This window comes from Caballeronia terrestris (genome assembly GCF_001544515.1).
GTDB classification, from domain to species: domain Bacteria; phylum Pseudomonadota; class Gammaproteobacteria; order Burkholderiales; family Burkholderiaceae; genus Caballeronia; species Caballeronia terrestris.
Map to the genome: position 1 here is coordinate 1 of NZ_FCOL02000102.1, position 11,774 is coordinate 11,774.

At 60.2% G+C, this 11,774-nt stretch carries 12 protein-coding genes and 6 pseudogenes; 11 read left to right on the plus strand and 7 right to left on the minus strand.

Going from position 1 to position 11,774, the window contains the following annotated elements; translation table 11 throughout:
* The 3 genes and pseudogenes from AWB67_RS32110 to AWB67_RS32120 form a co-directional block, all read right to left on the minus strand.
* Window positions 1–299: pseudogene (locus tag AWB67_RS32110) on the minus strand (integrase); the annotation flags it as partial.
* A gap of 196 nt (window positions 300–495) precedes the next feature.
* Window positions 496–885 carry a type II toxin-antitoxin system VapC family toxin gene (locus AWB67_RS32115; RefSeq protein ID WP_087660105.1) on the minus strand — a complete coding sequence of 130 codons (390 nt, stop codon included), beginning with the start codon at window positions 883–885 and terminating at the stop codon, window positions 496–498.
* Complete coding sequence (locus AWB67_RS32120) at window positions 882–1,148, minus strand: type II toxin-antitoxin system Phd/YefM family antitoxin (protein ID WP_087660106.1); 267 nt, start codon at window positions 1,146–1,148, stop codon at window positions 882–884. Before AWB67_RS32120 ends, AWB67_RS32115 begins: the two co-directional genes overlap by 4 nt.
* 653 nt (window positions 1,149–1,801) lie before the next feature.
* Here AWB67_RS32120 and AWB67_RS32125 point away from each other — a divergent pair.
* From AWB67_RS32125 to tnpC, 6 genes and pseudogenes are all read left to right on the plus strand, one after another.
* The gene (locus AWB67_RS32125; RefSeq protein ID WP_087660107.1) at window positions 1,802–2,641 is read left to right on the plus strand and encodes a hypothetical protein; all 840 of its coding nucleotides are present in this window, start codon (window positions 1,802–1,804) and stop codon (window positions 2,639–2,641) included.
* Window positions 2,642–3,361: 720 nt separating this feature from the next.
* The gene (locus tag AWB67_RS32135) at window positions 3,362–3,604 is read left to right on the plus strand and encodes an AbrB/MazE/SpoVT family DNA-binding domain-containing protein (RefSeq protein ID WP_087660108.1); all 243 of its coding nucleotides are present in this window, start codon (window positions 3,362–3,364) and stop codon (window positions 3,602–3,604) included.
* Window positions 3,601–4,032 (plus strand): PIN domain-containing protein, encoded by a 432-nt coding sequence (locus tag AWB67_RS32140; RefSeq protein ID WP_087660109.1) that lies wholly within the window; start codon window positions 3,601–3,603, stop codon window positions 4,030–4,032. The genes AWB67_RS32135 and AWB67_RS32140 overlap by 4 nt, the downstream gene beginning before the upstream one ends.
* Window positions 4,033–4,370: 338 nt before the next feature.
* Complete coding sequence (gene tnpA, locus AWB67_RS43530; RefSeq protein ID WP_087660110.1) at window positions 4,371–4,790, plus strand: IS66-like element accessory protein TnpA; 420 nt, start codon at window positions 4,371–4,373, stop codon at window positions 4,788–4,790.
* A complete protein-coding gene (tnpB, locus tag AWB67_RS32150) occupies window positions 4,787–5,131 on the plus strand; it encodes an IS66 family insertion sequence element accessory protein TnpB (protein ID WP_027803720.1) in 345 nt (114 codons plus the stop codon). Before tnpA ends, tnpB begins: the two co-directional genes overlap by 4 nt.
* Before the next feature lie 30 nt (window positions 5,132–5,161).
* Window positions 5,162–6,115: pseudogene (gene tnpC / locus AWB67_RS32155) on the plus strand (IS66 family transposase); the annotation flags it as partial.
* Between the two features lie 96 nt (window positions 6,116–6,211).
* Here the strand turns inward: tnpC and AWB67_RS32160 are convergent.
* The 3 genes from AWB67_RS32160 to AWB67_RS32170 are packed head-to-tail and all read right to left on the minus strand — an operon-like array spanning window position 6,212 to window position 9,364.
* Window positions 6,212–7,210 (minus strand): tyrosine-type recombinase/integrase, encoded by a 999-nt coding sequence (locus AWB67_RS32160; protein ID WP_087660111.1) that lies wholly within the window; start codon window positions 7,208–7,210, stop codon window positions 6,212–6,214.
* Window positions 7,203–8,147, minus strand: a complete 945-nt coding sequence (locus AWB67_RS32165; protein ID WP_087660112.1) for a tyrosine-type recombinase/integrase — start codon at window positions 8,145–8,147, stop codon at window positions 7,203–7,205. The genes AWB67_RS32160 and AWB67_RS32165 overlap by 8 nt, the downstream gene beginning before the upstream one ends.
* A complete protein-coding gene (locus AWB67_RS32170) occupies window positions 8,138–9,364 on the minus strand; it encodes a tyrosine-type recombinase/integrase (RefSeq protein WP_087660113.1) in 1,227 nt (408 codons plus the stop codon). The genes AWB67_RS32165 and AWB67_RS32170 overlap by 10 nt, the downstream gene beginning before the upstream one ends.
* A 154-nt stretch (window positions 9,365–9,518) precedes the next feature.
* On the opposite strand from AWB67_RS32170, the pseudogene AWB67_RS32175 reads away from it, so the two are divergent.
* The 3 genes and pseudogenes from AWB67_RS32175 to AWB67_RS42340 form a co-directional block, all read left to right on the plus strand.
* Window positions 9,519–9,986 (plus strand): annotated as a pseudogene (locus AWB67_RS32175) (IS66 family transposase); the annotation flags it as partial.
* Window positions 9,971–10,291 (plus strand): Gfo/Idh/MocA family protein, encoded by a 321-nt coding sequence (locus AWB67_RS43535; protein ID WP_374729870.1) that lies wholly within the window; start codon window positions 9,971–9,973, stop codon window positions 10,289–10,291. The pseudogene AWB67_RS32175 and the gene AWB67_RS43535, both read left to right, overlap by 16 nt.
* On the plus strand, window positions 10,182–10,589 hold the full coding sequence (locus AWB67_RS42340) for a Gfo/Idh/MocA family oxidoreductase (protein WP_235025453.1): 408 nt from the start codon (window positions 10,182–10,184) through the stop codon (window positions 10,587–10,589). The genes AWB67_RS43535 and AWB67_RS42340 overlap by 110 nt, the downstream gene beginning before the upstream one ends.
* A gap of 129 nt (window positions 10,590–10,718) precedes the next feature.
* On the opposite strand, the pseudogene AWB67_RS32185 reads toward AWB67_RS42340, so the two are convergent.
* A pseudogene (locus tag AWB67_RS32185) lies at window positions 10,719–10,955 on the minus strand (DUF3140 domain-containing protein); the annotation flags it as partial.
* 272 nt (window positions 10,956–11,227) lie between these two features.
* Here AWB67_RS32185 and AWB67_RS42345 point away from each other — a divergent pair.
* Together AWB67_RS42345 and AWB67_RS32200 are read left to right on the plus strand one after the other, a co-directional pair.
* Window positions 11,228–11,371 (plus strand): annotated as a pseudogene (locus AWB67_RS42345) (chemotaxis protein CheB); the annotation flags it as partial.
* 142 nt (window positions 11,372–11,513) lie between these two features.
* Window positions 11,514–11,774: pseudogene (locus tag AWB67_RS32200) on the plus strand (IS3-like element ISBvi4 family transposase); the annotation flags it as partial.

Consider the following 11,774-nt stretch of genomic DNA (forward strand, 5'->3'; position numbering starts at 1 on the left):
CGCAGGGTGACCGCCGTGAGTTTCGCGCTGCCGTGCTGCTTGATCGATGCCTTCAGGTGCTCGGCGAGCGCGGCCGACCCATGGCGCAGCGCGAGCGTCACCAGATCGTCGCGCATGGTGCGCAGATAGCGCTCCATCGCATCGGGCGTGGTGGCGTGCGGGGCAAACTCCGCGTCGTAGTACAAGCGCGCGATGGTCGCTGCGGGGATGCGCTGCACGAACGCGCGCAACGCGGTGAAATCGGTGCGCGTGTAGGTGCGTGGCGGCGGCAAGGTCAGCGGTTGCGGTTGGTTGGCCATGATTCCATCAGGCTGGGGTAGACACACCAGTGAGCGCACCGGTGAGCTTTTTCAGGGGCAGTCGGTGAGCAGGTTCGGGAACCCCTCGTTCCGGCGCCCGAAACTATCGGTGGTCCCCAGGAGTTCATTCCAGCGCACCTGGCTGCGGCGCCGACCAACCGCATCGCGTCCGGATGCGCCGGATTCACTCACGGCATCACGCGCGAATCATCAGGGTCGGGTGATAGCGCCAGACCTTCGGATCCGCGCTCAACAGCGCGATCCCTTCGTGCAACGCCTGCGCGATCATGATGCGATCGAACGGATCGGCGTGGTCGTCGTGAAACGGCAGCGCGGCGACGGCCTCTGCGTGCTCCCCGGCGATCGGCAGCTCCGCGAAGCCCGCCAGCCGAAACGCCGAGCGGGCATCACGCGGATGCACGCGTAGGTTGCCCTTCGCATGCTTGATCGCGATCTCCCAGACCGCTGCGGCGCTCACCAGCAGTGTATTGGCCGGATCTTCGATCAGGTCAATGGCCGACGATGAGAGCTGCGGAGCGCCTTCGGCCGCCCACAGCGCGATATGCGTATCGAGCAGCACCCTCACGGCGCGAGCTCTCGCCGGGCACTCGCGTCGAAGTCTGCGGCGATCGCGTCATCGCCGGCATTGAACGCCTCGAGCGTGGCCGGGACCAGTCCCGCAAGCAGGCGCCGCGCGGCGCCGATGCGTCGGGGCGCGGCAAACGGCACCAGCCGAGCGACGGGGGTGCCGTTGCGCGCAATGATCACCTCGTTTTCCTGGCCGACCTCGAGCTGCTCAACCAAGCTCGACAGGTTCGATTTCGCGTCGTGCATGTTGACCGTCAGCATGATGACTTCTGTTAGCTAAGTTATGTTAGCTAGTATGAGGGCGCGGGCGACGAAACACAATGTCTACCGGCCTGTCGCATTGCTCCGCCCTGGGCCCCCGCCACGTCGTAGCGCCCCCACGCCGCTCGTCTTGCGCGGCCGGATTTACGAGCAACTCGGACCCTCGCCTAGAGTCTCAGACGTCACGCCCGCTTCCTTCCGACCGGGCCAGCCAGACGTATTACCAGCTAAAATCGCCTTATTCCGTTTAAGTCACTCTATCTTAGGCCAACATCACCAATATTGATCGTCCATAAATAGTATTGTCCCCATTTTATCCATCGGGCGGCTTTAGGGTGCGTTGGACAAGGAAGTTGTGTTGGTTGTCGGCGTCTTCTACGGCGGCCTTGGATCACGAGGCTTCTGCCGACGGCTGGTGGCCGGCGCGTGAACCATGCATCTGCGAGCAAACGTCAGGAGCAGCGGCTTCGCGTGGTATGTGCGGACATGTCTCCCGATCGCCGGTGATGGGCGCAATACTGTGAATTCTTGATCGGATGCGCCTACCGGAGGGCCGAAGACTGTGGAATAGATGCCGAATCCTAGGCGGCCGTTTGCGCGGAGTGCCTCGCAACGTCTGCTGATCGAGGAGGCGATGAAATGAGGAACGGGACATGCGCATGCCAGCGGTCGGTTCGTCCTTGTGGATCGAAGGCGAAGTCAGGCGATACCTGACAAGGGGCGACTACGACTGCTTCTTTGCCGGCTGGCCAGGACGCACAGTGATTGCTATCGCCACCGACGCCACGCAACGACTGCGGGCGGCGCTTGTGGAAGCCACACTGCGCCGGGCGCGTGGTTTCGAGCGATCGGTGCCCTTGCCCGAGCCGATCGATCCATGGCTGCGCTACAAGCTCAGCCCCATGGTGCAGGGACTGTTCACCGTCTATGAACGTAATTGCGTGCTCGACGCGCTCGCACGGGGGATCGTCTTCCTCACACCGCACAATATCGTCGACGTGCTTACCATGGAACCGTGGCTGTCGACCGCGTGGCGCCTCGCGAATCTGTATCTGGATAGCCTGGGCGCGCAGCGGCTCGGTTCGCAGGCCGGCGAGCTGGTCGGATTAAACCAGGGTGCTATTTGCTACGTGTCGCTCGTGTACTTCGACCAGACCGATCCGTTTGCGGACTACGTCGTGCATGAGGCAGCGCACGTACTGCACAATTGTCGCCGCGCAGCGATCGGTCTACCGGAGCGTCGTCACTGCCCAACGCCGCTCGACATCGCGTTCCATCAGCGCGAGACCTTTGCATACGCGTGTGAGGCCTACAGCCGGATTCTTGCGATGGCTCACGATGGCGAGTCCCGACAGGCGGCGTTCGAGCGGCACAAGGCGTCGGAGTTGCCGCCGGATGAGCGGGTGGATCACGGAAAATACCTGGCGATCCTGGCGGAGGCAGTTCGCGCGCGCAATGGCTGGCGATGCATCACAAGACGGTGTGCGCCGTAACGACGGCGACTCAATTCCGGCACGACGCGATGGTCACGCAAGGCACGTCCACCTTCCGCCCGCGACACGCGACAGCGACTGGAACTCAGATAGATGTCGAGGACGTGGGAAAAACGGCAGAACAGGGCTGGATGCCCATAAATCCAGGGAGGGTCTGAGCACCGCGTTTTGTCTATACGATCTCCTGTGTCGCAAAGATACTCGGAGAGCCGGAGGATTGGCTGGACGAACTGGCGAGTATGAACTTGGAGCCAGAGGACGGGTGTCTCGGGATCATCGAAGATCTGGACGTCCCAGCTGAGCAGTTGGCCTCGGTAATCGCGTTCACGGATGCTGGGATCGAGGCGCTCAAGGAACTGGTCGCTGAAGCGAAGCGGAGTCTGGCGGGACGGGCAGCGCAGGTCGATAGGCGCCGATCAGGAGGGTGCGCCTCTCGGGGTAATCGTTCGATACGTTCAAAATCGCTAACCGCTTGCAGCAAGGCTGTATGTGTTCACCGTTCCGCCATAGTCGGCTGATTTGCAATTCATTGGTTGATCGATGCTTTTCGGAATAGACCATCTTAGATTGCGCGGATTGAACGATTACATCTGCAGCGTGCGCTTGCGAGCGACGCGGACGAGTAGTCGCCCGCGAGGCGATCAGCAGAATCGCCGTCGGACTTGAAAAGTATCGGGTTGGATATACAATTATACTTATGTGTATCCACTGGAGCTATTCATGCAAGTCGCAAAATGGGGCAACAGCCTTGCCGTCCGGCTGCCCGCGAGCGTCGTCGATGCACTCGGTTTGAAGGAGGGCGACGACATCGAGATCTATGCCGACCAATCCGGCGCGTTCTCGGTCGGCAAAAAGCCGACCGTCGCTGAGCGAATCGAGCGCCTGCGCAAGTACCGCGGGCGACTGCCTGCCGACTTCAAGTTCGATCGGGAATCCCTCAGCGAAAGGGGGAACGCTGAATGACCGTTGAGGCACCGACGCGATGTGCCGTCGATAGCAATGTGATTGCCTATTTGTTCTCCGGCGACGCCGCGAAGGCTGACCGGGCCGAGGCGCTGGTGGTGAAGGGAACACCGGAGCCCGTCATCAGCACGCAGGTAATGAACGAGGTTACGCTCGTTATGAGCCGGAAAATGAAGCTCTCGTGGCCGGAGATCAACGTCCTCCTGGGCGATTTGGAGGAGTTCTGCGAGATCGTGCCACTGACGCTTGAAGTCCACAAGGAAGCACGCCGTATCGCCGAACACTACGGATTCAGGTTCTACGATTCGTGCATCATCGCCTTCGCGTTGCTCGAAGATTGCGAAGTTCTCTACAGCGAAGACATGCAACACGGCCAGGTCATCTTCGACCGGCTGACGGTGGTCAATCCGTTCTTATCACCCAGTTGACCGCCGTCTAAATCGTCGTCGGGCGTCGCACGGTTTATACCGCCGACGCTTTTTTCCATTCGGCGCGGCGGACTGCTGCGCCGGGATACGGTCGACCGTCCATATCCACGCACCGCTGTTCAGCTCGCAGAATTCGTTGCGCGGGGCCGGTGAAGCGATTGATGCAGGCGATCCCGGCGCGCGGGTAGTTGTATCGAAGCATGACGCGGGAACCACGATTCGCGGAAATGAATGCGTCCGCACAGCTTTCATTTGTAAGCGACTCGGCACGGCCGTTTCACAGTACTGAATTTCTCGATGCATGATGGGCGCGTTCAGATTGACGGAGACAGTCAGCTATGTCGAACGCAGCGGGCCGTACGCATCCCCGTCGCACGTATGCGCAAGAATTCAAGCAGCAGGTGATCAGGGAGACATTGGAACCCGGCATGTCGGTGTCGATTGTTGCGCGACGGCACGACATCAACGCCAATGTGGTGTTCGGATGGCGCAAGCAATACCGTGAAGGTAAGCTGGCCGTCCCTGCACTCGAAGCCGCGCCGAGCGTGCCCAGCATGAATCTGCTGAGCGTCGAGGTGATCGACTCGGCATTGGTACTGCAGCCGCCGGAGCCGGCAATGGCGTCGCAAGCGCCGAGCGGCGTACCGATGCCGACCCCCGTGTGCGAAATCGAAGTGGAGATTGGCAAACGGCGTGTGAGGATTCGCGGCTTGTCTGCCGAGCGCGCTGAAGCGTTCCTGCAGGATTGTCTGAAGTGATCGCGCTGCCGGCAGGTACGCGCGTTTGGCTCGTGGCCGGCGTGACCGATATGCGCTGCGGCTTCCAAGGGCTGGCCGCGAAAGTGCAGACAGCGCTCGAAGAGAATCCGCTGGGTGGCAACGTATTCATCTTCCGCGGCCGCCGCGGCGATCTCGTGAAGCTGCTTTGGGCGACCGACGATGGCCTTTGGCTGCTCGCAAAACGATTGGAGCGAGGCCGGTTTATCTGGCCACAGGCCGACGGTGGAAAGATCCATCTGACGAGCGCACAGCTGTCGATGCTCCTCGAAGGCATCGACTGGCGACACCCGCAACGCACCGCTGCTCTGTCGATGTTGTAAACGACATCGAAGGCTCGTAAACTGCGGCGCATGTCCAGAGATGCGCCGCTTCCCACCACCGTCGCTGAGCTCCAAGCTTTGGTGCTCGAGCAGCAGGCGTCGATCGAGAACATGGTGCGGGAGATTGCCGCAAGGGACGACGAAATCGAACGCCTGAAGGCGCAGATCGACAAGCTCAGGCGGATGTACTTCGGGAGCAAGTCCGAGAAACTGGCCCGGCAGATCGATAAACTGGAGGCGCAGCTGGAAGACTTGACGGCCGGTCAGGGCGCGGCCGAGACGCGAGGACACCGAGACAAGACGTCGACGGCGCCGCCCGGTCGAGCGCCCACGCGAGAGCCGCTGCCGCCGCACTTGCCACGCGATGAAATCGAACTCACACCGAATCCGGCTTGCCCCAAGTGTGCGACAACGATGCAGCGACTCGGCGAGGATGTCTCCGAGCAGCTCGCGCGCGTGGCGGCTGCGTTCAAAGTGATCCGCACGATCCGTCACAAGCTGTGCTGTCCTGACTGCGGCCACATCGAACAGCCCGCGATGCCCAGCCTGCCGATCGAGCACAGCATCGCGCATCCGAGCCTGCTGGCCGACATTGCGGTATCGAAGTTCGCCGATCACCAACCGCTGTATCGCCAATCGGAGATTGCGGCACGCGACGGCGTGACGCTGGATCGCGCCAGCATGGGCCGCTGGATCGGGCAGATCGCCGAGCTCTGCGGGCCGCTTGTGGAAGCAATCCAGCGCTACGTGCTGGTCGCCGGCAAAGTACACGTCGACGACACACCGGTTGCGGTGCTCGCGCCAGGCAACGGAAAGACGGTGACCGGTCGCTTCTGGGTCTATGTACGTGACGATCACCGCTCGGGCTCGAGTGAGCCGGCTGCGGTATGGTTCGACTTCTCGTCGAATCGCAAAGGCGTACATCCTCAGACCCGGCTCGCCGCATTCCGCGGGACCCTGCAGGCCGATGCCTACGCGGGCTATGTTGCGTCCAAATTTATGTGGCGGCGATGGCTTCGAGTCAGAGCTTGTCCAATCGCCCCTGACTCGTGCCCGCACATAAAAAATGCCAGCGAACAACTAAAGTTGCTTCAGGAACGTCATCAGCGAAGGCAGCGTGGTCGCGCGCCTTGATGCTGCGGGCAGGCCCGAGATGTCGACGCGAGCAAGCGCCTTTGCTTTCATTTCCAGGTCGACCTCGGCGTAGATGTGTGTCGTATCCAAAGAGACATGCCCTAACCAGGCTCGGATCGTGTTGATGTCGACGCCGGAGCGGAGCAGATGAACCGCGGTCGTGTGTCGAACCAAATGCGGACTGACACGTTTATCTTTCATCGCAGGATGTGACTTCGTCACGAGCTTGGCATATTGGGTGACGATACGATGTATGCCGAACCGTGTCATCGGCTGATTTGTCCGTCCACGGAACACGGTGTCGTCTCCACTACGCCCGGTTACGAGTTGAGTCAAGACGGAGGACGTCGTCGGCCACAAGGGACACACACGCATCTTGTTTCCTTTGCCAAGTATGCGAACGGAGGACGGCTCGCTGAGCTGCAAGCGTCCGATGGTCAACTTCGCAGCTTCATCGGCGCGAGCCCCGCTGTTGTACAGGAACAGAAGCAATGCATAGTCGCGCGTCCCGATTGCCGTGCGACGGTCCGGCGCTGCAAGCAAAGCATCCATCTCGGACTTCTCGAGATAACCGATCAATGTCATCGCCGCCTTTTTGAATGGAATTGACCGTACCTCGCCACACCAGGACAGATGAACTGGTGAGTGCATGCCGATGAAGCGGGCCAGAGAGTGGAGCGCGTTGAGCCGCACATTGCGGGTGGCGCCACCGCAATGCCGATCGCATTCGACGTGATCCAGAAACTGGCGCACGATGGTTGGCGAAAGGTCCTCAACGGTCATCCGGTCGATCGCAAAGCCGCCGAGTTTGGCCGCAAACGGTAACAACAGAGTCAATGTGTCACGGTAACTGGCCTGCGTGTTGGGCGAGAAGTTCCGTTCCGCCACCATATGCTCAAGCATGAAGCGCCGGATCCATGGGCCAAGCAGGTTCCTGTCATTCATGATCGTCTCCACACTGCGCGTACTGTGCGAAACGCCGGCTTGCTTCTGCGAGCAACTCCGGTGTCATGCGCAGATATCGCTGCGTCGATTTGATATCGACGTGCCCCAGGTAGGTCGCTAATTGCGGGAGCAGGCGTTGCACATCCTTGCCATCGCGATACCATGCAAGAACCCGATGTACTGCCGCGGTGTGCCTCAAATCGTGTAGGCGCGGCGGATGTAGCTCTCCCTCGGGGCACTCGATTTTAGCCATCCGGCGCAGACGCTGAAACAGGGTAATGACTTGCGAATACGGCCACCCGTGCCCAGTGCGTGAAGTGAACAGGCGCGAGTTATTGCCCTCCGGCATTGGCAGGCTCCGACGGCGCTCGACATGCGCAGCCAATTCCTTCGATAACCGTTGCCCAATCGGTACCAGACGAGTCTTGAAGAACTTCGTGTCGCGTACGGTGATGACACGGTCGATCAGGTCCGCATCCAGAATGGTCAACCGCAGCGCTTCGCCGATACGCAAACCGCTGCCATACAGCAGGAGAATCAATGTCCTGTACATGGATGCCTGCTGTGGACTACGGTAGTTGTACAGCAGAGGCGTCGCGTCGATCAGGCGGTGGAGCTCTCCGGTCGAGTACACATAGGGGGTTTGGGGCGGCGGCAGCTTCGGCACGTTTGCGGGAAGCGGACATGTCTCGCTGTATCCCCTGCTGATGGCAAACCGGTACAGGCCTGAAAGCACGTTGTATTTGAGCTGCCATGTAGCTGTGAGCGCACCCGTTCCTTGCAGAAATTCCACGACGGCATCCGGCCGGACGTCGGCAATGCCGACATTGCCAATCTGATGGGCAAACTGCCGCAAGAGTCGGTCGGAAGCTTCAAATCGCAGGCCCAACGACCGTTGCATTGCGACGTATGCTGTCACCACGTCGATCAGTTCCATGACAGGTCTCCCAGGTCGAAGTCGCCGACTTCGCGTAGCGCGCGCATATCGACCTTGGCATACGTCATCGTGGCAGATGCACTATGGTGGCCGAGGTGATCACCAATCTCCTTGAAACTGAAACCTTGATCGACCAGGCGTACAGCACAGGCGTGGCGCAATGCGTGCGGGCCACGATGCTTCGCCTTAATTCCCAGCGCCTTGAACCTGTCATTGACCAGGACGAATACAGCCTGCGGGGTCAGTGGACGATGCGGTGCATGCAGTCCAAGAAATATCTGCGGTGCAGAAGTCTGCGGGCGCACGGTGTCGATATAGCTGGCCAATGCTTCGGCGACCGTTGGCAACAACGGATAGACTTGCGGCTGCCTGCGTTTCAGGCGAAACACATGCAGCGTTCGCCCAGCCCAGTTCACCTGATCAAGGCGCAAAGCCACGACCTCCCCACGGCGCATGCCGTAGATCGATAAGAGCATCAGAATCGCGCGGTTTCTGATGTCAGCGGGCTTGTCGGTCGCGGTAGTTGCCAGGATCCGTTGCACGTCGGTCCATCCTGGCGCAGATGGAAGCGATTCCTGGGTGTAGACACGCGGCGTGCGTAGTGCTGTGGCAAGGCGTGAGTCGCATAAACCTTGCTTGGCCGCGTAACGTAAATATATCCGCAGGGCACCCGTTACACTCTTCATCGATATCCGCCCCCAACGCGACGCATTCTGAATGAAGTAGGCGTCGATATCATCTGGTTGCAGATCCTGCAGGCGGCGATCAGTGTCTACGCACCACTGGAGAAACTGTCTGATCTTGCTTTGCCACTGACCGACCGTGGAAGGAGTGAACCCTCGCTCATCGCGCATCCATTTGACGTAACTGTCGAGATGGCCCTGAAACGGAAGAGCGACGGCTGGCTCACGCCACCACCCGATGAACCGTAACCACGGTCGGGCGGCTACGATCATCCGGTATGCCATCGTGACGCCGGTATGCATCGATGCGCGCTTGCGCACGATCTCATTCAGCACACTGATATCGACGCCTTTCGATGCAGTCGCGGGCAGAAGGCGAGCGATCCAGATGAGCTCATTTCTTTTTATACACAGCGACCCAGGCGTTGCACCTGACTCGGCGCAGTGACGTAAATATCGCTCCCGTTCCTGCAAAAACGGCGCCTCGCGATGACGACTACCTTCGACCTTTGCAGGGGCTGGCTTCTTGGACATGACAGACCTCCGAACGACGGTTGGAAGGTCACAAAGCGCCAAAATATATGTCACGTCAATAGACGGCGAATACCCCCGCTTCCTCGGCGACAATCGGGCGCCGCCACATAAATTTGGACGCAACATAGCCGGCGCAAAATGTTATGCATAACATTTCGCGGGTTTCGATCAATTGTATGCGAGCGGCGAGATCCACGAAGCGGCATGCTGGGACCACGCGAGGAGGTATATCTATGATGTTCACGCGCGCACACCGACTCCAGATACCCAGCAACTGCTCGAGATGATCGGCGAGCTCTACAGTATCGAAGCCGACATCCGCGGCAAGGCGCCTGACGAGCGTCTGCGCTTGAGGCAGGAAAAGACCAGGCCGTTGCTCACGAAGTTCGAAGCGACGATTAGGGCGAAACTCGCGACACTTTCGACGAAGTCCGCGCTCGCCAAAGCAATCAACTACTCGCTGAACCACTGGGCGGCGCTCGTGTTCTACTGCGAGGACGGTCGAGTCGAGATCAGCAACGTGCTTGCCGAGAACGCGCTGCGCTGTGTCGCACTCGGACGCAAGAACTATCTGTTCGTCGGCTCCGACAGCGGGGGCTCGGGCCGCTGCGCGAGTTCGTCGCAGGCAATTCGCAGAACGTCGGCGATCCGGCTCAGTGGCGGCTCAACAAGGCGCTCGCGGGCGGCGGCGCGCTGCCCGATATCGGGCTCTACTGCCTGAACGCGGTGCGCTTTCTCTCGGGCGAGGAACCCCTCGACGTGATCGCGTCGATGCACAAGCCGGACGGGGATCCGCGTTTCCCAGGTCGAGGAATCGGTGCAATTCATCCTGCGCTTTCCGAGCGGACTTACGGCGACCTGCATGTCGAGCTATGCGAGTCACGAGTCGCGATTCTTCCGGCTGCAAGGATCGCAGGGATGGGTTGAGATGGACCCTGCCTTCGGCTACAACGGTTTGCGCATGCGGCACGGGATGCTCGTTGACGGCAAGAGCGCGACGACCGAATTGCAGATCGATCCGCAAGACCAGTTCGCGCGCGAAATCGATCACATGTCGGTGTGCGTCAAGAGCGATATCACGCCGCATACCCCCGGCGAGGAAGGTCTGCAGGATCAGCGCATCATGGAGGCGATCTACGAGTCGGCGCGCACGGACCGCTTGGTAAAGATCCCAAGGCTCGCCGTGTCGACGCGCGGGCCAGATCCGCAGGAGGAGAAGTTTTAGCCCCGTCCGGGTGCCGAGCTCGGGGACCCGCCGAGATGTTGCTTTTAGACCGCCGGACAGTCCTGCGCGGCATGAGCCGCCGGCACCCTACTTCATCGGATCATGGCCCCAGTTCATCAACGAATAGCGTCAGTTCGAAAGCTGGACGTCGTGCGGACGCTGCGTGAGGTGCCGGTTCACATAGCCGACTACCTTGCGCATGTGTGCATAGTCGTAGTCGTTCAATTCTGATTTCTTTTTGCCAAGGATCCCGACGATGTGCCGCCCCGATCTATGACCGACGGATTAACTGCCGCCCTCCTTCTGGCCGACTTTGCGGGACTCGTCGGTTTCGAGCCATTCCCCTAACCGCTTCGGCGTCATGTTCGCAAGTGCTTGAACGTCTTGAAGATGTCTTCCTCGCCGGCGTCGTCGTGTCGATCATTCCTTTCCGAGCGGAAATTTGTTTGCGAGCTGACGTGAAGCTGTGAGGTCATGAGTTGGCTCCGCGAATTGATCAGTCCGGCTGCGTGATCGCGCAATATCAAGCACTGATCCTGGGAAGCGAGCGCATGGCGGCGAATCGCCCCACCCGACCGGCACATGAAGGTCTTTGAAGGTCGAGTTCGTCTGAGCACGGGTCCGAAGGAAATTTCGCGGGTCCCACCGCCGACCCGCTGTTTCGATCTGTAGCGGTCGAATTTGGCGAACGCTTCAGCGGTATCGTGTTGACCGGCGATCTCGACGACGGTGCGGCCGGCATCGCTGCCGTGAAGGCATGCCGCGGATGGGTCGCGGTCTAGGATCCGTCGGACTGTGTCGCACCCTCGATGCCGTCGAATGGGCTACGCGCCGCGACAAGTAGCTCACCAACTTCTCCGGATTGAGAAAACTGAGGCCGGCTGAAAAAAGTGGATGCCAATGTTTCGTAAAATAGAGGAGCGGAGGTCGCTGGCGAACTGGGTGCGCGCCGCGAAAGCGGGCAGACTCGGCAAAGTTGGACAACAGCAGAAGCCACTGACCGAGCTGGAGATGGAACTGAACCGGGTCAAACGGGAACTGGCCGAAGTGAAGATGGAGCGCGATTTATTAAAATTCGCGACGTACTTCGCGAAGGAGTCGCGGTGAGGTACGGCGTGATTGAGCAGATGCGACAGGACTACCCGGTGCCGCCGATGTGTCGACTGCTGTGTGTGTCGACCAGCG